The organism is Psychrobacter fjordensis (assembly GCF_904845995.1).
In the GTDB taxonomy this organism is placed as follows: Bacteria; Pseudomonadota; Gammaproteobacteria; order Pseudomonadales; family Moraxellaceae; genus Psychrobacter; species Psychrobacter fjordensis.
This window is the reverse complement of sequence record NZ_CAJGYP010000001.1, coordinates 1,816,144-1,839,366: the sequence shown is the minus strand read 5'-3', so window position 1 is coordinate 1,839,366 and position 23,223 is coordinate 1,816,144. Positions and strand designations below refer to the sequence as shown.

Annotated in this window: 21 protein-coding genes and 1 tRNA gene; 4 read left to right on the top strand and 18 right to left on the bottom strand. The window is 41.8% G+C overall.

Annotation, left to right across the window (positions count from 1 at the left end; all coding sequences use genetic code 11):
* The first annotated feature begins 73 nt into the window (after positions 1 to 73).
* From rnt to JMW61_RS07795, 3 genes are all read left to right on the top strand, one after another.
* Complete coding sequence (gene rnt, locus JMW61_RS07805; RefSeq protein WP_201550182.1) at positions 74 to 793, top strand: ribonuclease T; 720 nt, start codon at positions 74 to 76, stop codon at positions 791 to 793.
* Positions 794 to 1,087: 294 nt separating this feature from the next.
* Positions 1,088 to 1,285, top strand: coding sequence for a hypothetical protein (locus tag JMW61_RS07800; protein ID WP_197102895.1), 198 nt, complete (start codon positions 1,088 to 1,090; stop codon positions 1,283 to 1,285).
* Positions 1,286 to 1,339: 54 nt separating this feature from the next.
* A tRNA-Glu gene (locus JMW61_RS07795) sits at positions 1,340 to 1,415 on the top strand.
* Between the two features lie 311 nt (positions 1,416 to 1,726).
* On the opposite strand, the gene JMW61_RS07790 is transcribed toward JMW61_RS07795, so the two are convergent.
* The 12 genes from JMW61_RS07790 to JMW61_RS07735 form a co-directional block, all read right to left on the bottom strand.
* Positions 1,727 to 2,350 (bottom strand): BLUF domain-containing protein, encoded by a 624-nt coding sequence (locus JMW61_RS07790; RefSeq protein WP_201550181.1) that lies wholly within the window; start codon positions 2,348 to 2,350, stop codon positions 1,727 to 1,729.
* Between the two features lie 382 nt (positions 2,351 to 2,732).
* A complete protein-coding gene (ispD, locus tag JMW61_RS07785; RefSeq protein ID WP_201550180.1) occupies positions 2,733 to 3,485 on the bottom strand; it encodes a 2-C-methyl-D-erythritol 4-phosphate cytidylyltransferase in 753 nt (250 codons plus the stop codon).
* Between the two features lie 151 nt (positions 3,486 to 3,636).
* Positions 3,637 to 3,945, bottom strand: a complete 309-nt coding sequence (locus JMW61_RS07780; protein ID WP_110923142.1) for an FtsB family cell division protein — start codon at positions 3,943 to 3,945, stop codon at positions 3,637 to 3,639.
* A 125-nt stretch (positions 3,946 to 4,070) separates the two neighbouring features.
* On the bottom strand, positions 4,071 to 5,387 hold the full coding sequence (gene eno / locus JMW61_RS07775) for a phosphopyruvate hydratase (protein ID WP_194197807.1): 1,317 nt from the start codon (positions 5,385 to 5,387) through the stop codon (positions 4,071 to 4,073).
* 336 nt (positions 5,388 to 5,723) lie between these two features.
* Positions 5,724 to 8,069: a heavy metal translocating P-type ATPase gene (locus JMW61_RS07770; protein WP_201550179.1), complete on the bottom strand. Its 2,346-nt coding sequence runs from the start codon at positions 8,067 to 8,069 to the stop codon at positions 5,724 to 5,726.
* 222 nt (positions 8,070 to 8,291) lie between these two features.
* Entirely contained in the window at positions 8,292 to 8,516 is a 225-nt protein-coding gene (locus JMW61_RS07765) for a heavy-metal-associated domain-containing protein (protein ID WP_197134577.1), read from the bottom strand.
* A gap of 103 nt (positions 8,517 to 8,619) precedes the next feature.
* Positions 8,620 to 8,874 (bottom strand): heavy-metal-associated domain-containing protein, encoded by a 255-nt coding sequence (locus JMW61_RS07760; RefSeq protein ID WP_201550178.1) that lies wholly within the window; start codon positions 8,872 to 8,874, stop codon positions 8,620 to 8,622.
* 39 nt (positions 8,875 to 8,913) lie between these two features.
* Positions 8,914 to 9,789, bottom strand: coding sequence for a 3-deoxy-8-phosphooctulonate synthase (kdsA, locus tag JMW61_RS07755; protein ID WP_201550177.1), 876 nt, complete (start codon positions 9,787 to 9,789; stop codon positions 8,914 to 8,916).
* A 339-nt stretch (positions 9,790 to 10,128) separates the two neighbouring features.
* Positions 10,129 to 11,763, bottom strand: coding sequence for a CTP synthase (locus tag JMW61_RS07750; protein ID WP_201550176.1), 1,635 nt, complete (start codon positions 11,761 to 11,763; stop codon positions 10,129 to 10,131).
* A 193-nt stretch (positions 11,764 to 11,956) separates the two neighbouring features.
* The gene (locus JMW61_RS07745; RefSeq protein WP_201550175.1) at positions 11,957 to 13,000 is read right to left on the bottom strand and encodes a porin; all 1,044 of its coding nucleotides are present in this window, start codon (positions 12,998 to 13,000) and stop codon (positions 11,957 to 11,959) included.
* A 257-nt stretch (positions 13,001 to 13,257) separates the two neighbouring features.
* Positions 13,258 to 14,358 (bottom strand): porin, encoded by a 1,101-nt coding sequence (locus tag JMW61_RS07740; RefSeq protein WP_201550174.1) that lies wholly within the window; start codon positions 14,356 to 14,358, stop codon positions 13,258 to 13,260.
* Positions 14,359 to 14,975: 617 nt separating this feature from the next.
* A complete protein-coding gene (locus JMW61_RS07735) occupies positions 14,976 to 17,174 on the bottom strand; it encodes a malate synthase G (protein WP_201550173.1) in 2,199 nt (732 codons plus the stop codon).
* Between the two features lie 632 nt (positions 17,175 to 17,806).
* Between JMW61_RS07735 and miaE the strand changes: the two genes are divergently transcribed.
* Complete coding sequence (gene miaE / locus JMW61_RS07730; protein WP_201550172.1) at positions 17,807 to 18,547, top strand: tRNA-(ms[2]io[6]A)-hydroxylase; 741 nt, start codon at positions 17,807 to 17,809, stop codon at positions 18,545 to 18,547.
* A gap of 186 nt (positions 18,548 to 18,733) precedes the next feature.
* Here the strand turns inward: miaE and JMW61_RS07725 are convergent, their stop codons facing one another.
* The 6 genes from JMW61_RS07725 to mtgA all read right to left on the bottom strand — a co-directional run bounded on the left by JMW61_RS07725 (position 18,734) and on the right by mtgA (position 23,096).
* Complete coding sequence (locus JMW61_RS07725; RefSeq protein WP_201550171.1) at positions 18,734 to 18,934, bottom strand: hypothetical protein; 201 nt, start codon at positions 18,932 to 18,934, stop codon at positions 18,734 to 18,736.
* 61 nt (positions 18,935 to 18,995) lie between these two features.
* A complete protein-coding gene (locus JMW61_RS07720) occupies positions 18,996 to 19,295 on the bottom strand; it encodes a hypothetical protein (RefSeq protein ID WP_227687388.1) in 300 nt (99 codons plus the stop codon).
* A 97-nt stretch (positions 19,296 to 19,392) separates the two neighbouring features.
* Positions 19,393 to 19,638, bottom strand: coding sequence for a hypothetical protein (locus JMW61_RS07715; protein WP_201550169.1), 246 nt, complete (start codon positions 19,636 to 19,638; stop codon positions 19,393 to 19,395).
* Between the two features lie 56 nt (positions 19,639 to 19,694).
* The gene (locus JMW61_RS07710) at positions 19,695 to 19,865 is read right to left on the bottom strand and encodes a hypothetical protein (RefSeq protein WP_201550168.1); all 171 of its coding nucleotides are present in this window, start codon (positions 19,863 to 19,865) and stop codon (positions 19,695 to 19,697) included.
* Positions 19,866 to 20,140: 275 nt separating this feature from the next.
* Positions 20,141 to 22,315: a polyphosphate kinase 1 gene (gene ppk1 / locus JMW61_RS07705; protein ID WP_406947826.1), complete on the bottom strand. Its 2,175-nt coding sequence runs from the start codon at positions 22,313 to 22,315 to the stop codon at positions 20,141 to 20,143.
* A 103-nt stretch (positions 22,316 to 22,418) separates the two neighbouring features.
* A complete protein-coding gene (gene mtgA / locus JMW61_RS07700; protein WP_110923155.1) occupies positions 22,419 to 23,096 on the bottom strand; it encodes a monofunctional biosynthetic peptidoglycan transglycosylase in 678 nt (225 codons plus the stop codon).
* Between the last annotated feature and the right edge of the window lie 127 nt (positions 23,097 to 23,223).

Genomic DNA, 23,223 nt, shown 5'->3' with positions numbered 1-23,223 from the left:
GTGACAGATCTCATCACATACTTATTTTTCATTTAATATAACACTACGACTGATAAAAGCGATTTTACCTGATATGACCACTCAAAACGATGCCACCTTGCCTGACAATACCGTGACAGATGAACAAGCACCAATACGCTTAAAAGATCGCTTTCGTAAGTTTTTACCTGTGGTCGTCGATGTTGAGACAGCTGGTTTTAATGCACAAACCGATGCTTTATTAGAAATTGCCTGTATTCCTGTGCTGCTTAATGAGCAAAGTGTGTTTTATCCCGGAGAGGCTTTCAATGCGCATATCGAACCTTTTGAAGGGGCAAATCTAGAGCCAAGCGCTCTCGCCTTTACAGGGATTGATCCTAAAAACCCACTGCGTAAAGCTATTGCTGAAGACGAAAAAACTGCATTACGCCGGATTTTTAAGGGTTTAAAAGAAGTACGCCGTGAGGAAGACTGCCGTCAATGTGTATTAATCGGACACAATGCCCATTTTGACTTGGCGTTTTTGAATGCAGCTGTGCTACGTACCAATAACAAGAGCCACAATCCGTTCCATAACTTCTCAGTCTTTGATACCGTCACGCTATCAGCACTCGCATTTGGTCAGACGGTACTGGCACGTGCCTGTAAGGCAGCAGGGCTAGATTTTGATGGTAAAGACGCTCACTCAGCACTATATGATACGCAAAAGACTGCTGAGCTGTTTTGTCATATTCTTAACCATTACCCCATGCTGGCTAATGCAATGCATAATGAAGCAAATACAGATGAATTACCTGACGGCGATAATAAATAAGCCACATATCCTATATTGCCCATGTCTCCTAATAGTGCTACTTTTAACACTTGATGACTTTGGCATCTTGATTTTACAATCAATAGGGATATGATTGATATCATGATAAACAAGCCTCTCGTTTAATTATTGAATATGGTATGGCCATCATTCAAAAGTAACAAACGAGTCGACGACCTGTAAGTATGCACTCTGAAACGGTGTTGTCGTATCCTGTAGATGGTTTAAGTTGCCCACACTGCCTTATAGCATGACATTGCTCATACTATAAGGCTTGATAGGAGGGACTTTATCATGGATCCACAACTCAAATTATGGGGAACAATCATAGGCTATATGCTGCTAGCTTTGACGATTAGCGCTTGTACTTCTTTGTGGATTCGCTATCATTTAAAGCGTAAAGACTTACATCCTCGCCGTGCAATTAAAAAAAGATACTTAATTTTAAAAAGACGAAGAAAAAGGCTTGACAGCAAGCGCAGACACCATTAGAATACGCACCACTTCGGCATAAATGGTGAAAGCAGCTGAGGTGTTGTGTTACTAGTCCCCATCGTCTAGAGGCCTAGGACACCGCCCTTTCACGGCGGTAACGGGGGTTCGAATCCCCCTGGGGACGCCACTATTTGGCGTCACTCGTTAGCAAGTTTGCTGCAAAGCATCTATTAAGACTAACAAGCGTACCATCGAAAATCCCAATCACATCATGATTGGGATTTTTTTTATGCGTGCATTTAACTGTCTCAAAAAGACAATGCCTAAGACCTTCAAACCTCTATCACTATTAATTTAATGCAGCTAGTAATGTGTACTATGAATACGCAACTTGATTTGCTGCTGCATCTATATTAAAAGTTTTATCGAAAATTTACTGACAAAAAAGCCAACATTGACTGTTGGCTTTTTAGATCGAATACAATTTCTTTATAAAATCTACCAGATTTTATCTGATAACATCAACCATAACAATGTCATGATAACCATCACACCAAGTACAGTTTGAATCAAGAAGAACGCTTGATGCTGACCGACCACCTTGCTTAAGGTCACCCCTAATGTACTGTACTTAATAGGTGGCGTATCTATATTACCTGTTCTTGCCTGTTCCTCATAATACCCTTGTAGGATATTTACAAACCTTGGCCATTCACTAGAATCCCAGTCGTAAGGCTTAAACGGCATAAAGTTTTTCAGCTCAGGCTCTTTTGTCATCCAACGTTCAAGTGTGACAGAACGTAGAGACCAATTCGTAAAACGGCGTTGTGAGATTTGTGAAAAATCTAGAATTTTTAGTTCTTTATGACGGTCATCTACTAGCAATCGATTTTTTAAATTAGTGAGCGCTTGTTCTGACCCTTCTACACACTGTAAGAAATAACCATTGCCATAGCAAAGAATACCCGTGACGTTATCGGCTTGGTTCTGCTCAATCGAAATCTCTGAAATGTCATTAAGCGTACTAGAGCCTGACAGACCAGTCGAAGTGATTTGGCTGATATATACAAGCTGGCAGAGATCTATTGTGACTGGATTTGTCGAATCATTAATTTTTGACAATTCGATTCTCCCTATTTTTAGATAAATGGAGCTAAAACAACCATACTAACTTTAGAAAAAACATAGAGACAAGACTTTTAGAAGCATCAAATTGGTCTGGTATATTATTGATTTTATAAATGTTTATATTAATTGCATTAAGTTGGTTACATCATAGGCTAGTTTGGTCATCAAAGCAATCTATGTTTGACAATACTGTTTGTTCTTCATAATTGAGAAGACTTCAAATGAATGAAGTAGCCTATGTTTTTATTTTAAAATAGGTGCTAGCTGAAATATGTGAGATATAGGCACACCTACATCTCCATTAAATAGACGTATTTGATACGAGATAGGTCACAGTAGGTGAATAAAAAAAGCTATTGGAAATACTTTAGGATAATTACGATTGCGCAGTCAGAATAGCGGCAAGTAAGATAGCATCGTCTGGATAAGTGAGCTTTATGTTTTGGCGACTGCCAGTCACTAGACGAATAGGGAAATCTAAGTATTCAAAGGCACTGGCTTCATCCGTGATAGAAAGGTTATGGGTAAGAACATAAGCCAACACCCTCTTCAACTCACCTAATCGAAATACTTGTGGGGTTTGAGCTTGCCACATATTACTGCGGTCGATAGTGCGTTTAGCATAAGAATGTGCATGGTTACTAATAATAGTCTCATTCGTAAGCTCAGATTGTGCAGTAGAATAGACGTACGACTCTTTTAGTGTATCAGCCACAGGTGTTGCTAGGATAGCGCCATAAGGCTCTGTCATCGCCGCTTCGATCACCTGATTAATATCATTACTGGGTACAGCAGGACGCGCAGCATCATGAATCAACACTAAGTCTGAATCGTCAGCGCCTGAATGACTGATTGCCTCTACACCTGCCTGCACTGATTGCCAACGCTCAGCACCGCCAATGGCATAATCTATAGGAAGTGCAAAATCGAGTGTTTGAGCGGTGGTGTCATCTGCTGCAATGACCAACAAGCACTTATCAACATAATCACTACAGGCGAGCCTTGCCACACTATGCTGTAGCAGTGTCCGCCCTTGTAGCATCGTGTATTGCTTGGCAACAGACGCACCGAAACGACTACCGCGACCAGCAGCGACGATCATGGCATGTATATGAGGTGTGGTGTTCATAAGATAGTACTCATCAAGCAGATCTAGTAATTGAGACCCATGACAATATGGCTAAAGGAAAACAAGTGCTAAGAGAGGTAAAGAGAACGAGGTGAACAGAATACCTATTCTAGATAATAACAGGTAGTACTTTTTAGAAAACTAAGAATGATTACTGACTGCTGTGCGTGGTAGGTGCAGTGGATACTTGCACGAATGTCTCGTTTGGTTTAATCAAACCCAAATCTAAACGAGCATGTTCTTCTACTGCTTCGAGACCATTTTTTAAATCATATACGTCGGTACGTAATAAATTATTTGCTGCTACTTGGCTCTCGTTCAAGCGCTGCTGCTCTTCTGTCTGAGTCATCAATTCGTTGTGCTCGAAACGACCATTTTCGCCTAGCCAATACTGATATTGCAGCCCTAACAGGACAGCAACGGCTAACGCGAGTAACATAAATTGGCTAAAATATTTCATAAGAGGATAACGCCAAACGACAAAGATATAGTAAAAATTAGCTAAAGCAACTAGGCAATATATAAACACAATAATGATTACATACTGCCCAGCTTTAGCATTAAGTCCTGATTAACTTGGACTTATTAACCACGTAGACCAATGAACTCTTCACGGCCTCGATAGCTTGCACGTACTTGCTGCTCGATACGAAGCAATTGATTGTATTTTGCGACGCGATCTGAGCGGCATAGCGAGCCAGTCTTGATCTGACCAGCAGCTGTACCAACTGCTAAATCTGCAATAGTACTGTCTTCAGTTTCACCTGAACGATGCGAAATAATCGTCGCATAACCATTTTTCTTCGCCAGATAAATAGCATCTAGCGTTTCTGATAACGTACCAATCTGGTTAAACTTGATCAAAATCGCGTTGGCAATTTTCTTATCGATGCCTTCTTGCAAGATAGCAGGATTGGTTACGAATAAATCATCGCCAACCAATTGAACTTTATCACCAATTTGCTCAGTCAAATACTTCCAACCATCCCAATCTGACTCATCAAGACCATCTTCGATAGAGATAATAGGATATTGACGTGCCAAACCAACTAGATAGTCTGAGAAACCTTGGCTATCAAAAGATTTATTACCTTCGCCTGCCAAGATATATTGACCATTTTTATAGAACTCACTTGCTGCACAATCTAACGCAAGATGAATGTCTTCACCAGCTTTATAGCCGACTTGCTCAATCGCTTGCATAATGACAGTGATGGCTTCTTCGTTGCTGCGTAGGTTTGGTGCAAAACCACCTTCGTCACCGACCGCTGTATTCAAGCCTTGTGATTTTAGGACAGATTTTAAGCTGTGGAAAATCTCCGTACCAGCACGCAATGCTTCTGAGAAGCTCGTAAACCCAACTGGCTCAATCATGAACTCTTGGATATCTACAGTATTATCCGCATGCTCGCCACCGTTTAAGATATTCATCATTGGCACAGGCATCGTGAGCGACGTCTGATTGCGCAAGTTGGCAATATATTGGTGTAATGGCAAGTTCTTTGATTTGGCAGCCGCTTTAGCCGTGGCAAGTGACACCGCTAGCATGGCGTTGGCACCAAGGCTGTCTTTGTTTTCTGTACCGTCTAGCGCAATCATTGCATCATCAATGCCTTGCTGCTCTGTAACGTCTTTATCCATCAAAGCGCTACGGATTTGGCTATTCACATTGGCAACGGCTTTTTTCACGCCTTTACCCATGTAGCGATCTTTGTCGCCATCACGCAGCTCAAGCGCTTCACGCGAGCCAGTTGACGCGCCACTTGGTGCTGCAGCACGGCCAATCGTACCATCAGCCAAGATAACATCGGCTTCAATCGTTGGGTTACCGCGTGAGTCTAAAATCTCACGAGCGCGAATGTCTTTAATTGCGGTGACGTTGTTGGTTTCTTCAGCGTACATAATGTCTGTTAATTCCTTTGGTCATGCCAAGTTTATGGGGTAAATAACGGCAACTAGAATACAAAAAAGATAAAGCAAATTATCGTATAGCACGTGCGCCTAAAACAGCTTTGCCTATTTGTAAAATCGGTCAATTCTAAGTACGATTAAAGGTTTATTTGGCGTATCGATAGCTGGCTATAGTGCTTGGCATCATAGCATAAATTTTGCCGAACTTCCCTTATCTTACACCAACTTGCGCCCATAAAATGAAATATGAGCAGCAATATCAGCCGTTATCGAATCGTTTTATCGGTGACGATGTAAAAAGCGAATGGATGCCTAAGCTTTAGACAACTACTCTGCTTTAATATTGGTGTTTGAGACTGTATTATCCAGCTCAATTTCTGTCTTAAATCGTGTCAATCGCAGTGCATTCATTAATACTGAGATGGAACTAAGCGCCATGGCAGCAGCTGCAATCATAGGATTTAAAAACCCAAAAGCAGCGAGTGGAATGCCAATGCAATTGTAAATGAAGGCAAAAAACAAATTTTGCTTAATATTACGCAGTGTTGCTTGAGCGATTTTTTGTGCCGCATCGATATGCATCAATGACTCACCCATCAATCGCGCAGAAGCACTGTGCTGTGCAACGTCAGTGCCTTCAAACATAGCAAAACTGGCATCGGCAGTTGCCATCGCTGGTGCATCATTAACACCATCACCTGCCATAGCGACTTTATGACCAGCCGTTTGCAATTTAGCAATTTGACTTGCCTTGTCTCTCGGGCTCATCTTGCCATAAGCAGCCTTGATACCCAGTTTCCCTGCGACATAATCGACGACGGACTGCTTGTCACCACTCATCAAAATCACATTAATGCCTGCATCCTGTAGTGCAGTAATCGCTTGTGGAGTATCCGCTTTTAGGTCATCCGCTAAAGCAAAAGCGCCTAAAGGTTCGTCATTAATACTAACTGCAACTGTACTGGCCACTTGCCATGCTTTTGGCATAAACTTTGGCAGCGTCAAGTTAGCAAACTCTGCCGTACCAACCTTAATAAGCCCAAGTCCGTCAATATTCGCTTGTATACCTGCGCCTTTTATCACGCTGATATTAGTAACATTCATTAATGGTAAATTACGATTTTTGGCAGTGTTGATCAACGCTGTGGCAAGCGGATGGCTAGCATGTGCCTCAACACTGGCGGCAATCTGCAATACGTCATCAACAGCAAGCGATTTGTCCACCATGACATGGTCAACGATAGTAGGTTTGCCAATGGTCAATGTACCAGTCTTATCCAAGACAACGGTATCGATGTCGCCTGCTGCTTCGAGGCTTTGTGCATCTTTGAACCAAACACCATGACGAGCAGCAACACCCATACCTGCCATAATCGCAGCGGGTGTGGCCAAGCCAAGCGCGCAAGGGCAGGCAATAACCAATACAGATACAGCGTGCATTAAGGCCGTATCCACCATACCTGTCAGCCACCACGTGACGACAAAAGTAACCAATGCAATCGTAACCACAATAGGAACAAAAATAGCTGTCACTCTATCAGCCAGACGCGCTAAATTGGCTTTTGAGCCTTGTGCATCGCTGAGTGCTTGTACCATATCACCTAGCTTGGTATCGCTACCTTTAGCACTGACGCGATATAGTAAGCTGCCATTTTCGACTAGAGCACCCGCTAGTAGACCATCGCCCTCTTCTTTTTTGAGCGGTACGGACTCACCCGTTAAATGACTCTCCACACACCAGCCACTACCACTTATAACCATGCCGTCGGTGGCTACTCGGCTACCTTGCTTAGCGCGCAAAATGTCACCAACCTGCACGTCTTGGAGTGCAACATTATGAAAACCACCATTTGACTGCTGCTGCTCAACTTGGTCAGGTGTCAGTGATAATAATAAATCAATACTATTTAAGCTGTGCTTTTTGGTACGCTCTTCTAAATACTTACCCGTACGAACAAAAGCAATAACCATCACTCCTGCTTCAAAATACACTGCAGGACTATTACCTGCACCATGACCACCCATGAGACCATCTTGCAGCAAGCTATTTAGCGTACCATCACCATGGGTGAGCCAAAGATAAGTTGAATACGCCCAAATGGTGACCGTACCGATAATGACCAATACGTCCATATTAGCAAGACCACCTCTAATCGATGCCCATGCACTCTTATAAAATGGCAGTGCTAGTCCAAATTGCACAATCGTCGCTATGAGGAATTGTATCCAAATCGGTGGCATCCACGCCATACCAAAACCTGTCAGCATGCCTGCCATACCGACTAAAAATGGGATTAAGCAAACCCATAGCCCAATTAAGCGCCAAGGATATTCAGTTGCTGTATCCTTGTCCGTTTTCTCAAATAAGCTCTCACCTACTTGTAAATTAGCCACAAAACCAGTTTTATTCACCCATTCTGTGACCTGCTCTGGTGTGGTCTGAGTCGGATCATAATCGACATTGGCAGTCTCACCTGCAAAATTCACACTCACATCGTATACCGATGGCTTTTTGTTAAGTACCTTTTCGATTCGTGAGGCACAAGCCTGACAGGTCATACCATCAATCGCCAGTTGTAGATGCGCACGCTGCGGCGTAAGTGACGTATTTGACTGAACGTCAGTTTCAACATCGTAGGATTTGTCATTAGTGGTGCGGGTAATATCATTCATAAAGAAAACTCGGTATGGCATTTATTCGTTATAACGTTTGTAAAATTGGATGAGCCATAAAAATATCAGTGGATAGATGAATCTAAATTAAAAAACATTCAAGATTACTATCCATTCAAATCAATTCATTTATAGCCATCTGGGAAGCAATCTAATATCACTACTTTTCAACCATTAAAAAACCAGCCATAATAGCTGGTTTTTTCAAATGAGAGACGGTACTTATGAGTTAGCGACAGTCGCATCAAAGCCAGCATCATCAATCGCTGAAACAATGGCTTCTATATTCGTTTTACTATCATCAAAAGTAACGGTTGCTTGATTGTCTATCAGCTCGATACTGATATCATCTAGGCCATCAATATCAGCAGTAGCGTTATATATACTGGCTACGCAGCCACCGCAAGTCATGCCGTCTATTTTGATAACACGAGTTTGGTCTGTCATATGAGACTCCTTATTTTTATGTTTTAAATGAATGATACGCAGATACTATCTGAGGATCATTCGAGCTGAGGATCATTCGAGGAATAATACCCGATATCAAAGACTAATCATCATGATGTGGGTTTTGTGGTGCATCGATAGGAAACGGCTGAGTAACATAATCAACCATACTAATTGCTGCCGTCAGAGCATGGATACTCGTATCGGTATCTTCATAACGCACGATAGCAACGTGGCGAGTGGTATCTAAATCGATAGCGGTTACGCCAGTGATGTTCTTCAATGCCGTCATCACGCTAGTTAGTCCTGCCGCGTCATCGATATTTTCGATACTTACTTGTGCGGTTTGAATCGCCATTACATTATCCTCCTATCTTTGACCTATTAGCTAGTACTACTAATGAGTATCTAACGTTTCAAAACCTTTGACCAAATCATCAATCTGCTTAAGCTGACGTAAAAATGGCTCTAACTGACTCATACGTAGAGCACAAGGACCGTCACATTTGGCCGTTTCTGGACTTGGGTGTGCTTCTAAGAACAACCCTGCCAACCCTGCTGCCATACCTGAACGTGCAAGCGTCGTGATTTGCTCGCGGCGACCACCTGCACTATCACTACGTCCACCTGGCTGTTGCAAGCTATGCGTCACATCAAAGAATACAGGAATATCCATCTGCTTCATCGTATCAAAACCAAGCATATCGACGACCAAATTGTTATAACCAAAAGCACTGCCGCGCTCACACAATATCAGTTTATCATTACCACCTTCCAAGCATTTATTGACGATATGGCGCATCTCATGGGGTGCTAAAAACTGAGCTTTTTTGATATTGATAATGGCATCTGTCTTCGCCATCGCATGGACCAAATCAGTCTGACGTGACAAAAATGCAGGCAACTGAATGATGTCAGCTACTTCAGCGACAGGTGCTGCTTGATGAGGCTCATGAACGTCAGTAATGATGGGTACTTGAAACTTCTCTTTGATTTGGCCAAGCCAGTCAATGCCTTTCGCCAGCCCTGGGCCTCGATAAGAGTGCAAGCTTGAACGGTTGGCCTTATCAAAACTGGCCTTGAAGACATAATCGATGCCCAAACGTTGGCATATATCAATATACTGTTCAACAATCTCAAACGCTAACTCTTTAGATTCCAAAACATTCATACCGCCGAACAATACAAACGGCTGATCGTTACCAATATTAATAGTGTTATTGTTAGGCGTATTAAGCTGAATATGTGATTGTGCTTTTAATAAATTTTCCATTAAACAACTATCCTCTTTATTGTTATCAGTGGTTCTATCGCATATTGTAACCCATAGCCCAATTAATAAAAGTATCCAAGCGTAATCATACCATTCCTAAAAATCAGAATAGTCCGAGAAATGAGTGCAACTGCCTCATTTATTAGACTAATCACTTTTCACGTGGTTAATGATATTTTTTGGGTTTGGTGTTATCCGTAATTAAGGTGTAATGGACAATTATATTGCGATAACCATGTTCTCTAATTCTAAAATATAGGCTCAAAAAAAGACCGATTCGAAAATCAGTCTTTTTTATACATGTAAATATGTCAGGCGTTTATAACGACTTGGTTTGAACTATCTGGCTTCGTTATAGTTTTTCGCCGCTTTTACAAAGCTGTTAAACAGTGGATGACCACCGCGTGGCGAGCTAGTAAATTCAGGATGAAACTGTACAGCAACGAACCATGGATGCTCAGAAATCTCAACTGACTCAACCAAATGCTGCTTGGCTGAATAACCAGATATGGTCATACCTGCTTGCTCTAGTGGTTCAATATAGCGGTTATTCATCTCATAACGATGACGATGACGTTCCGTGATATTGCTCGCGCCATAGATTTGGCTTAATTTGCTACCAGCAACTAATTCGGCTTGCTGTGCGCCTAGACGCATAGTGCCACCAAGATCAGAATCATCACTACGAATCTGTAACTCACCGCGCTCATCTAACCACTCAGTGATGAGACCAATGATCGGCTCAGCAGTCTTGCGATCAAACTCAGAAGAGTTAGCATTAATATTAAGCACATTACGAGCATACTCAATCACTGCCAACTGCATACCGAGGCAGATACCTAGATAAGGTACGTTGTTTTCACGTGCATAAGTAATGGCTTTCATTTTGCCATTAGTACCACGCTCTCCGAAGCCGCCTGGTACTAAGATAGCATCAGCGTTATTTAGCTGCGCGAATAAACTATCATCACTCTCCAAACGCTCGGCATCGATATAATCAATCTTTACGTCTGCTTTATGTGTGATACCAGCATGGAGCAATGCTTCATTGATAGACTTATACGCATCAGGCAGTTCGACATACTTGCCAACCATCGCTACGGTCACAGTCGTCTCAGGATTGAGCTGCGCTTCAACAACTTTATCCCAATCGCTCAAGTCTGCTTCAGGTACATCAATACCGAAACGCTCACAAATCAAGTCATCAAGGTCTTGCTCATGTAATGTGCGCGGTATTTGATAAATACTTTGGGCATCTTCACACATAATGACTGCACGCTCTTCCACATTAGTGAATAGCGCAATCTTACGGCGATTGTCTTGTGAGATATGATGTTCAGAACGGCAGATCAATATATCAGGCTGCAAACCAATAGAACGCAGCTCTTTTACAGAATGTTGGGTCGGCTTGGTTTTGGTCTCACCAGCACTAGCAATATACGGTACTAGCGTTAGATGCATCAGCATGGCTCTATTACGGCCAAGCTCTACTTGCATTTGGCGTACGGCTTCCATGAAAGGCAGTGACTCGATGTCACCGACTGTACCACCAATCTCGATGATAGCGATGTCATAGCCTTCACCACTGGCCAGGATTTTACTCTTGATTTCATCAGTGATGTGCGGGATAACCTGCACTGTACCGCCGAGATACTCACCGCGACGCTCTTTGTTTAAAACGTTTTGGTAGATGCGACCACTGGTGAAGTTATTGCTTTTACTCATTTTTGAATGACGTAAAAAGCGCTCGTAGTAGCCCAAATCTAAATCTGTCTCTGCGCCGTCTTCGGTAACGAAAACTTCGCCATGTTGGAATGGGCTCATCGTACCTGGATCGACATTGATGTACGGATCCATCTTGGTCATCGTGACGGTCACGCCACGTGCTTCTAAGATAGCGGCAAGAGAGGCTGCGGTGATACCTTTTCCTAGTGAGGACACTACCCCACCGGTCACAAATATAAACTTGGTCATAGTACTCTTTCGGTAATTGGTAAAGAAGGATTTTACTAAAAATACGCCATAAAATATAGGGCAAAAATGCAAACTGTCAGAAACTCTTCTATTTTTATATTGGTAATCAACATTTTTCTACAATTTAAATGCTAACCAACAAAAAACCCACCCCGAAGGATGAGTTTTTTATAATCAGATTCTAATACTTAGATTAGAATTTGTATTCTAGACCACCACCAAGTGCGAATACATCAAGATCAGCACCAGTAGCACCATCTTCAGCAGAGTTGTTACCAACATAAGCGTGAGCAATTATGTTGTCTTTATACATATATTTGCCACCTAGAACGACTTGGTCTGAATCCCGGTCTTCAACACCAGCTAAGTTTCTAGTACCGTTATATTGAAGGTAAACAGCAGCTGGACGAGCAAAGTTAGCTAGACCCATTTCAGCACTGACGACCAAACCTTTTTCATCTTTAGTGCCTTCGTCAAAATCAGCTACTTGATACATTGCACCTAAAGTAACTGGCGCTGCCATGTATTTGCCTAGATCGACCGTTGCACTACCACGCAAAAGCTCGCCTACCTGGCTCATGTCTTTATCATAAGCAACACCAGCAGTAACGCCAGTACCTTGGTCAAACATTAATGAGGCACCAAAACCACTGTCGCGGTCATTATCATCAGATACAAAAGCTTCATCAGCACTATACTGAAGTGAGAGCTCTAGTGGTAGATCATTATATTTAGGTGCAATCCATACGATAGAATTATTAACACGACCGCCATCGGCCATGGTTACCGCATCTAAAACATCGCCTTCCATGTCAAGATTACTAGAGCCTAGGTTATCCCAAAAGCCTTCAGTAACGCTTACATTATTGATGTAATCAGTCACTGAGTAATTACGGCCAAAACGGAACTGACCTAAGTTTTTGTTATCTAGACCAAGGTAAGTATCACGGCTCTTTAAAGCAATATTCTCATCACCACTGTCATCGACAGCAATGCCATACTCTAATTGATAAATCACATCAGTGTTAGCAGTCATTGCTTCAGAGCCTTTGAAACCAAGGCGTGAACTGTTTGAGTTGATTTGTACTGAGTCGCTGTCGACGTCATACAATGTACCATCACGTTCAGCATTTACATATTCAGTAGTAACGAATGCTTTACCATATAAGGTAGGTGCTGCATTGGCTGCAGATACAGATAAAGCGGCAACTGCTGTAGCTAAAAGTAATTTTTTCAAAGGATATCTCCACTTTACAATTTGAGTGATAAGTTGGCTAGGTAGTTGATGTATATAATGGCGTATCCAAAGATACTTAAAACCACTATATATAACGAGTCATGAAAACTGCTTAAACACTACTTTACCGAACAAATATTACAGTAAGGTGAAAAAACAAAGTTTACATAGTAGTTACTATTTTTTAACGCAAAAAAAGACCCACCCCGAAGGGTGAGTCTTTTTATATGCTATCTATCAACTATCAAAGGCTGATACTAGAATAAGTATTCTAGACCACCGCCGATAGCGAATACATCAGCATCACCACGTACGTCAACGTAACTAGCTTCGTCTTTAACTGTAAGGCCGCTGTCTAAATCAGCTTTGTTATAACCCATATAAGCATGTGCAATCACGTTGTCTTTGAACATGTATTTGCCACCTAATACTAGTTGGTCTGAATCAGTATTTTTCAGGCCACCTAAGTTATCAGTTTTATTATATTGAGCATAAACTGCAGCTGGACGAGCGAAGTTGCTTAAACCCATTTCAGCACTTACAACTAGGCCTTTCTCGTCGTCGTTAGAGTCATCAAAGTCTACTTGTTGATATAGGGCACCTAAAGTTACAGGTACTGCCACAAATTTGCTCAAATCAACCGTTGCACTACCACGAAGGATTTCACCAGCTGCAAGAGTCATATCTTTGTCATAAGCAACACCAGCAGTAATGCCAGTACCTTGATCATACATCAATGAAGCACCAAAACCACTATCACGGTCATTGTCATCAGATACAAATGCTTCGTCAGCACCATACTGAAGTGCAAGCTCTAATGGTAGACCATTATATTTAGGTGCAATCCATACGATTGAGTTATTTACACGACCACCATCAGTAAGAGTCAAAGCGCTGCTAAGCGTACCTTCGTCGTCAAGAGAGCTTGCACCGATGTTGTCCCAATAACCTTCAGCAACAGTTACGTTGTTGATGTAGTCAGTCACTGAATAATTACGACCGAAACGGAACTGACCTAAGTTTTTGTTATCTAGACCAAGGTAAGTATCACGGCTTTTGAAACCAATATTGTCATCACCACTGTCGTCGATGTTGATGCCATACTCTAATTGATAGATAACATCAGTGTTAGCAGTGATTGCTTCAGAACCTTTGAAACCAAGACGTGAAACGTTTGAGTTGATTTGTACTGAGCTTTCATCTTCGTTGTAATTTGTAGTACCAGTCATATCCTGGCCATCAAACTCTGCATTGACGTAGTCAGCAGTAACGAATGCTTTACCATATAGAGTAGGGGCTGCATTGGCTGCAGATACAGATAAAGCAGCAACTGCTGTAGCTAAAAGTAGTTTTTTCATGGGTGTATCTCCACTTTACAATTTTAGTAATAAGCTAGCTATGATTAGCTGGTGCTCATAATGGTATCGTCACAAATCCTCAAAGATATAATGTGTAACTGGCTACCGAGATTAGTCAGAAACAAGTGTGGCGAATTGCTATTGCAGTAGGATCAAAAACCATGACTCACATGACTGGGATTAAAACAACATAACTGCCATGTAACCTTTGGTATTTATTGCTCCGTGCGTAACATCCGTTACCAAACTCATACTTCGAGTACAAGCATAACAACTTTGACATAATTTGCAACATGTTTTTTTGCTTTTTCGATACATCCATTATCAAATAAAAAATGCTTGGTTGTATTTGAGCGATCACTAAAAAAAATTCTATTGACTCAATAAGATACAGAAAACATTGATTAATATCATTACTGATAATCTTAAATACCAGTAACGAATATCAAGTATTCAACCAAAAAAAGCGCTATTTATTTAACAATAAATAGCGCTTTTAAAATACTGCTTGTCTTATTTTTGTCATATTTGACAGTCACAAACGAGCAAGATAGTACAATATACTATCCTGCCAATTTGCTTAAGCCTACCTAAAAAATGATACCTAATCTATCATTTTAGGTGTTTTTCTTTAGATCTAAGCGTGCCTGATGCAGCAGTGGTTCAGTGTAGCCGCTAGGTTGTTCACGACCTTTAAACACTAAATCACAGGCTGCCTTGAACGCATAAGAGTTTTCAAAATCGCTAGCCATTGGTTGATAATCGCTGTCACCAACATTTTGCTCATCAACAACTTTTGCCATACGTTTCATTGTCTCAAGCACTTGTTCCTCAGTGATCACATTATGATGCAACCAGTTAGCGATATGTTGGCTAGAAATACGTAGCGTTGCACGATCTTCCATAAGACCAACATCATCGATATCAGGTACTTTAGAGCAACCAACGCCTTGGTTTACCCAGCGTACGACGTAACCTAAGATACCCTGCGCATTGTTTTCTAATTCTTGCTGCTTTTCTTCTTTAGACCAGTTGGTGTCTTTCGCTAATGGAATGGTCAAGATATCATCTAAGCTTGCACGCTCACGTGATTTTAGGCTGTCTTGTACTTCTGTCACATTTACTTGATGATAGTGCATGCTGTGCAAGGTTGCCCCTGTTGGTGACGGTACCCATGCTGTACTGGCGCCTGACTTAGGATGTGCGGCCTTGGTGTCCATCATCTCTTTCATCTCATCAGGCTTTGCCCACATGCCTTTACCAATCTGAGCAACACCTTGTAGACCTGTTTCTAGCCCAACATCTACGTTCCACTGCTCATAGGCTGGCTGCCATGCTTGTGACTTCATCTCACCTTTTGGTACAAATGGGCCTGCATTCATACTGGTATGCATCTCATCACCTGTACGGTCGAGGAAACCAGTATTGATAAAGATCACACGCTCTTTGGCTTGGCGAATGGCTTCTTTTAAGTTGACCGTCATGCGACGCTCTTCATCCATAATACCGATTTTAATGCTGTTGCGCTCAAGCCCTAGCAAGTCTTCTGAAGCATTAAACAAATCATTGGCCATTTTGACTTCTTCAGGACCATGCATTTTTGGCTTAACGATATACATTGAGCCTTTACGTGAGTTCGATAGCGCGTTTTTACCTTTTAAATCATTTAAAGACAATAGCGGCGTAATTAAGCCATCCATCAATCCTTCAAAGATTTGTTCTTGACCATTACCCAAATCCACTAAGATTGCTGGGTTTTGCATCAAGTGGCCGACGTTACGAATGAGTAGTAACGAACGTCCTGGTAGGATAAGTTTGCCACCATCTGGCGTAGTGTATTCGCGGTCTGGGTTTTGTTTACGAGTACGTGTCTTGCCACCTTTTTCAAAGGTTTCTTGCAAGTCAGCATTCATCAAACCAAGCCAGTTGCGATAGACTTCAACTTTTTCTTCCGCATCAACCGCAGCAACTGAATCTTCACAATCTTGAATGGCTGTAATCGCTGACTCAAGCAAGACATCCTTAATATTTGCAGGATCATCTTTACCGACTGGATGGCTAGCATCGATTTGGATTTCGGCATGCAGATTGTTGTTTTTTAATAAAATACCCGTTGGTGCCTCTGCATCACCCACAAAGCCCACAAATTTTTCAGTGTCTTTTAGCGAAGTGCTGCTATCACCTTGAACAATTGAAAGCCTGCCATCAACCACTGCAAAGCCTGTCGCATCATTGTATGAGCCTGATACTAGCGCAAAATGTTCATCTAAGAATGCTTTTGCATAAGCGACGACAGCAGCACCGCGAGTTGGGTTATAGCCACCTGTTGCTTCTTGACCATTGTCATCACTGATGACATCGGTACCATATAAGGCATCATACAAACTACCCCAACGTGCATTGGTTGCGTTCAGTGCATAGCGAGCATTGCGTACAGGTACAACCAGCTGTGGCCCTGCGATATAAGCAATCTCATCATCAACGTTTTGTGTGCTAACTTTAAAGTCGTCACCTTCTGGTAATAGATATCCAATCTCTTGTAAAAATGTCTTATAAGTAGGGTAATCGATTTCGCCGTCTTTGGCAGGGTTGTCCAAATGCCACTGATCTATCTGTGCTTGAATTTTGTCACGAGTCTCAAGCAGTGCCTTGTTGCGCGGGGTAAATTCTTTAATGACTTTTTCGAAACCTGACCAATAACTGTCTGAGTCAACACCGACTTTCGGTAGCACTTCGTTTTCAATAAAGTCATACAATTGCTGGTCGATGGCAAGGATGCCTTTTTGAATACGATTGGCGTTAGAAGACTGGCTCATGTTGTTATCCTTATCTGTTCGTGAGAGTGTAAATACGAAGTTGCTACCGCAATGATTGGACATTGTCGGTCTTAGACATCTATTCCAAGTTTAGATGCAGTACGAATCAAACCTGTTGTTCTATCATATAAGCTTGTCATGAATAGCGCTTTAAACATTTGTGCTATGCTACTAGCATACATTTTTTGCTGCATTGAAGCACCCTTGCTAATAACATTATAGAAAACGATACAGGTCATAAATACAGCCATTTATTTCAAACGGCCTATACCTGTGTATCAATAGCTTTATGTCGTATTGGCATGAGTTATAATACTCATTACCCATCACCAAGCGATGACTGATATATCAATAGTAAGAAAGATTCTGCTTTAGCAAAATCTTATCCTACTATCAAATAAAGAAATAAACAAGAAAACCCCATTCACTAAGTAAATGTTGGGGGTTTTATAATGATGATGACCTATAAGCTGTCGAGCCTAAAGTCTATTCTCAGTGCTTTTACATGCACAGACAACTAGACCCAGATAAACAGTAAGTAATCATTACTGTATCGACTTATAGTTATTAGTTATCTATCTCATTTTTATGTTTAGCCAATACCTATCAAATACTTAACCATGACAGAGACTATGAACAAAGAAAATATGAAACCTATTAACAGCAGTGATAACGCCTTAAACGATGAACTTATGAACGACAAAGAAATAGTAAAAGATAGCATAGAAAAAGACAGTGTTGATATCACTCAGCTACGTACGCCCATCAAGGTAGACCTCTCCCCTATCTATAATTTCTTGGGTGCTCGAACCACAAAGGCTTGGGTCGATGCGGCGATTAATAACTTGCCATTAATCATTCAGGATCATGCCAATTGCGAAAAAAAAGCAGCAGGCACCGCCATGAATCTCATATTCCGCTATGAGTTTTCCTATGATTTGCAGTGTAAGCTGGCGCAGTTGATACGTGAAGAGATGCTACATTACGAGCAAGTACTAGGCATCATGAATGACCGTGGTCTGGAGTGGAAATATCTCAGTGCTGGGCGCTATGCTAAAGGCATGTTAAAACACAAGCGTACTTACGAGCCAGCAGCGATGGTCGATGTGTTAATCATTGGGGCATTCATTGAAGCCCGCTCTTGCGAACGATTTGCGTCGTTGGCTGAGGTTATCAATGATGAGCGCTTGGCAAAGTACTATCGTTACTTACTTAAGTCAGAAAGTCGTCATTTTGAGGATTACTTGGCCTTAGCTCAATCACTATCTGAAGACAATATCGATGAAAGAGTGGCTTTCTTCAAAGAAGTGGAATCAGAGTTGATATCCAGCCCAGATGCCGAATTGCGCTTTCATAGCGGTACACCTGCTTAGATATTGTTGATAGTCGTTTAAATACTGGTAATCGTTTAGACAAATAGAAAAGGTTCTACTAGGATTCAAGATATTTAGCTTGAACTCTAGTAGAACCTTTTCTGATTCTGATTAGATCTGTCTATTGATGTTTTTGCTTATGACATTCTTTGTAGAATCCAGAACCAAAACCATCACAATAAATCACTATTTATCGTCTTTCATTAATGGACTGTCATACTGTTTATTATCTTTCGCAATATTATGTGGGTCATGATCGTCCGTGGCTCTTTCTGCAGCAGCAGGATTTGCTTTCTGTAAGGCATCATCAGCAACAATACCATTGTTATCATCTGCATCTTTTAACTTATGAATCTCATTCACTGCCTTATCGTCTGGCATGCTCATAATGACACCTCGCTCTCATCGTTATTATTATCTTATCTACATATAAATTACTGAGTAAATACTATCTGTCTTTTTCATCAGGGTTCAACACGCGTGATTGCGCATTGTCAGCGTTTGCATAACGGTTTAGATTATTGATACCTTCACTTTTAGAAGGCTCACTACCAACTGTATGTTCATTAATACCGTCATCAAAAGCATTGCCCTCTTGGTCACGGCGATCAGGCTGACGAGCAGGATTATCGTTGTCATTTACGTGTTCTGAGTGAACGATACCTTCTTCAAACGTGTCCGTTCCTTTGTTCTCAGTGATATTTTTTTCTATCTGGTCATCTGATAATGCTGATTTTTTGTTTTCCATGGTCATATCCTTATTATTTTTATTCGTCTCTTTTTAACGGCTATGTTATTTGCTATTGAAGGCTGCTTATCGAATGTCATTCGACATCAGCCAGTCTTTACTCGTTACCTTTTTGGCTCAAGTCTTGGACATTCAAGTCCGCAACATTTTTGCCACCCGCTGGTAAGTCTTCTTCTTTGCGGGGATCAGCATATATTTCATCTGTTTCTTGTGAGTCTTGCTGTGGACCATCAATGTCTGGCTCATGCTTACGCCCTTCATAACTGTCCTGCGCATTATTTGGATGTGATGCTGCCAAATCATTGACTACTACTTTTTCGTTTGACTGACTATCAATTGTCATAGCATGTTCCTCTCGTTGATATGTTAAACGTTAAATAAAAGCATTTATTATTGTGACTATTTGTCAGTGCGTAGTTCATCTTCAATGAAAGGGGTTTGCTCTTCTTCACTCAATGATTCAGGCGTATCTACTTTTTTATCACTCTTGAGATTTTGTGCAATTTGTTTGCTGTCAGCGTTTTCTGCTGCTTGTTTGATATCTGAGCTGTCGTGGTTTGTCGTACTCATAATGATTTCCCTATTTTTATAATTCATTGGTTTTACTTGTTTTTTATATAGCTGCCTATCTAGCAGGACTGACATTGATTATAAGTAGAACGTTGCGTACCTCACCAGTGTACTGCCGTATCAATATGTGAATAAATGTGAGGTTACAAGACAGTTTGTAACTTATACAAATCATTTGCCCAAATAAAAACCAAGCGCCAGTACTGACCAGCGCTTGCTTTTATTAATTCGTTTAAAACTATTTACAACATCAAAAGTATATCTACAAGAGTGCGCTAGACTGAATCTCCCACCCCATTGATGACCTTTAATAGGTGTTCTTGGGCGATATACGGTGTTTCACCCGCTACTGGTTGCAGATGTGTCCACACACCATTGCCATCCAGCGTCCAAGCTTGAGTATTGTCTTTTAGATAACTGAGTAATCCATCTTGATAGACTTTCTTAAACAGTTTTTTGTCTTCAATAGGAAATGCCACTTCTACGCGATGAAATAGATTGCGATCCATCCAGTCAGCACTGCCGCAATATAGACGCTCATCACCATTGTTATAGAAATAATAAATACGCGTATGTTCTAAAAACCGGCCAATCACAGAGCGCACGGTAATATTTTCAGACAGGCCTTTTACTTGTGGACGTAGACAACACATAGAACGCAAAATCAGCTCGATTTTGACCCCTACTTGCGAGGCGTCATATAACTTAGCAATCAGTCGACGCTCAGTCAGGGCATTAACTTTCACGATAATATGAGCGCGTTTGCCTGCTTTTGCATGTGCAATCTCATCATCGATAAAGCGTATCAATTTATCATGTAACGTAAATGGTGCATGTAATAGCTTTTTGAGATTGGCAGGTTTTCCCATGCCTGTTAGCTCTTGGAATATTTTATGAACGTCTTCAGAGATATCAGGATCTGCGCTGAACAAACCATAGTCGGTATAGACTTTTGCGTTGGCAGCGTGATAGTTACCTGTACCTAAATGCACATAACGGCGGATACGGTCGTCCTCACGGCGTACGATAAGCATAAGCTTAGCATGGGTTTTATAACCGACGATACCATAGACTACAACTGCGCCTGCTTCTTGCAAATAGTTGGCAACGGCAATATTAGAGGCTTCATCGAAACGCGCGCGCAGCTCGATGACGGCAGTCACTTCTTTACCATTACGAGCAGCAGCGGCAAGTGCTTTGACGATTTCTGAATTGGTGCCTGAACGATATAGCGTTTGCTTAATCGCTAGCACTTTTGGATCACTGGCCGCTTGCCATAACAAATTGATAATTGGCGAAAACGCATGAAAAGGATGATGCACGAGCACATCTCTTTTGCGCATAGCGGCAAACATACTGGTCGCTTTGTCCAGCTTGTCCATCTCACGGCGGAACTCTTTCGGTATCACATGCGTAAATGGCTCATAACGCAGCGCTGGAATATTAAAATCAAACAGCAACCGTGTTAAGTTAACCGGACCGTTGACGCGGTATAGCTGATTGTCATGCAGCTCAAACTCATTGAGCAAATAGTCACTGATATGCGTCGGACAGTCCATTGTGACTTCTAAGCGCACTTTATCACCAAACCGGCGATTCTCTAGTTCACCCTCTAGCGCTTTGGCAATATCTTCGACATCATCAGCCAAATCTAAATCAGCATTACGAGTCAACCTGAACTGATGACACCCTGTCACACTCATACCAGGAAATAGCTCGCCGATATGCTCATGAATGATGGCAGATAGCATAACGTGATGCTCTTTGCCACCTGTCAATTCATCAGGTAGACGAATCACACGTGGCAGACTGCGCGGCGCTGGCACAATCGCCAGATTGATATCACGACCAAAAGCATCTTTGCCTTCTAACGTAGCGATGAAATTTAAGCTTTTATTAACCAAACGTGGGAACGGATGCGCAGGATCAATACTAATCGGCGTCAACACTGGCGATACTTGCTCAGTGAAATAGCGTTTCATCCAAGCCGACTGCTCAGCATTCAGCTCATCGCGCTTTAGATAACGAATGTCTTCCTTGGCAAGCGCTGGCAAGACAACTTCATTAAGGATACGATACTGCTCATCGATAGCATCGTGCATCACTGTGGATATCTCGTTCAGCACCTCACTAGGACGCATACCATGGATGCTGGTCGAGACATCACCAATATTGAGCTTTTGCATCAGACCTGCGACCCGAATCTCAAAAAACTCATCGATGTTTGATGAGAAAATAATCAAGAAAAACAGGCGCTCAAGTAGCGGATGGCGAGGACTGGCCGCCTGCGCTAGCACACGTAAATGAAACTGCAATAAAGACAGGTCACGATTGATATAGCTGCTCGGTGAATAGCTGCCGTCTTCTGAGCGCTGCCATGCCACTGTGGTCAAATTCTCATGGTTGCCCTCTGTATGAGCTTTATGGTCAACAGCCACAACGTCATTCACATTGCTATCATTACTTTGCTCTTTATTCACATCTAACACGTCATTAGTCCTTTTACTGTATCGATACGCCATCATCTGTTATAGGGTCATTAAACTAGGGTGACTATGGCAACACTGCGTTTTTCATACGCTTTTTAACGATGCTTTGTTTGTTACGTAATCGTCTGTCACCCTGATTGTCTTCGTAATATTTTGGGTTGGTCAACATAGAAATAAGCAAAGCTGACTCATCACGGTTGAGATTAGCAGCCGACTTATCAAAATAATGATGCGCCGCCGCGTCGATACCATAAATACCATTGCCAAACTCTGCCACATTGAGATACGCAGCCAAGATACGCTGCTTGTCCCATAGCGTCTCAATCATCACGGTAATTATGGCTTCTTCGCCTTTACGCGCGTACGAGCGATGCGAGGTCAAAAATAAGTTTTTTGCGAGCTGCTGAGTAATCGTTGAGCCGCCAGCAGACGCCTTACCTGTCTCTTCGTTTTTCTTACGTGCAGCTTTAATACCTTTAAAATCAAAGCCACTATGTTGGCTGAAGGTCGAATCCTCACTCACTATCGCCGCTTGTTTGGCAGATTTTGCAATAGCATCATAATCAGCCCACGTTTGAGTGACCGTGCCACCCGTTAGGCGATGCGACAACATAAACATACTGTTATTGATCGGCTGCGTTTTCCAAATTAACAGCAGTCCAGCGACTAGCACGTGAAATGCCACGACTAACAGTATCAATACCAATAATAGTCGTTTGAGAAATTTGCCAAAACTTGCCATGCGCGATATCCAAATGTTAAAAAAGGTAATAAGATGAAGTAATAAGTCAGTAATGAAAAGCAGCAGGTCATCTTACCTAATCTCACAATCGCTGTCATTATTTACCCTACTTCTTTATCATGTCATA

Excerpts from the sequence above, each read along its gene's own strand:
- JMW61_RS07735 (WP_201550173.1), bottom strand. The coding sequence starts at position 17,174 with ATGAGCCAGTCTTCTAACGCCAATCGTATTCAAAAAGGCATCCTTGCC.
- JMW61_RS07765 (WP_197134577.1), bottom strand. The coding sequence starts at position 8,516 with ATGACAGACCAAACTCGTGTTATCAAAATAGACGGCATGACTTGCGGT.
- JMW61_RS07720 (WP_227687388.1), bottom strand. The coding sequence starts at position 19,295 with ATGGAAAACAAAAAATCAGCATTATCAGATGACCAGATAGAAAAAAAT.
- JMW61_RS07725 (WP_201550171.1), bottom strand. The coding sequence starts at position 18,934 with ATGAGCATGCCAGACGATAAGGCAGTGAATGAGATTCATAAGTTAAAA.
- JMW61_RS07750 (WP_201550176.1), bottom strand. The coding sequence starts at position 11,763 with ATGACCAAGTTTATATTTGTGACCGGTGGGGTAGTGTCCTCACTAGGA.
- mtgA (WP_110923155.1), bottom strand. The coding sequence starts at position 23,096 with ATGGCAAGTTTTGGCAAATTTCTCAAACGACTATTATTGGTATTGATA.
- JMW61_RS07770 (WP_201550179.1), bottom strand. The coding sequence starts at position 8,069 with ATGAATGATATTACCCGCACCACTAATGACAAATCCTACGATGTTGAA.
- miaE (WP_201550172.1), top strand. The coding sequence starts at position 17,807 with ATGAACAAAGAAAATATGAAACCTATTAACAGCAGTGATAACGCCTTA.
- JMW61_RS07715 (WP_201550169.1), bottom strand. The coding sequence starts at position 19,638 with ATGACAATTGATAGTCAGTCAAACGAAAAAGTAGTAGTCAATGATTTG.
- kdsA (WP_201550177.1), bottom strand. The coding sequence starts at position 9,789 with ATGGAAAATTTATTAAAAGCACAATCACATATTCAGCTTAATACGCCT.
- ispD (WP_201550180.1), bottom strand. The coding sequence starts at position 3,485 with ATGAACACCACACCTCATATACATGCCATGATCGTCGCTGCTGGTCGC.
- JMW61_RS07740 (WP_201550174.1), bottom strand. The coding sequence starts at position 14,358 with ATGAAAAAACTACTTTTAGCTACAGCAGTTGCTGCTTTATCTGTATCT.
- rnt (WP_201550182.1), top strand. The coding sequence starts at position 74 with ATGACCACTCAAAACGATGCCACCTTGCCTGACAATACCGTGACAGAT.
- eno (WP_194197807.1), bottom strand. The coding sequence starts at position 5,387 with ATGTACGCTGAAGAAACCAACAACGTCACCGCAATTAAAGACATTCGC.
- JMW61_RS07780 (WP_110923142.1), bottom strand. The coding sequence starts at position 3,945 with ATGAAATATTTTAGCCAATTTATGTTACTCGCGTTAGCCGTTGCTGTC.
- JMW61_RS07800 (WP_197102895.1), top strand. The coding sequence starts at position 1,088 with ATGGATCCACAACTCAAATTATGGGGAACAATCATAGGCTATATGCTG.
- JMW61_RS07710 (WP_201550168.1), bottom strand. The coding sequence starts at position 19,865 with ATGAGTACGACAAACCACGACAGCTCAGATATCAAACAAGCAGCAGAA.
- JMW61_RS07760 (WP_201550178.1), bottom strand. The coding sequence starts at position 8,874 with ATGGCGATTCAAACCGCACAAGTAAGTATCGAAAATATCGATGACGCG.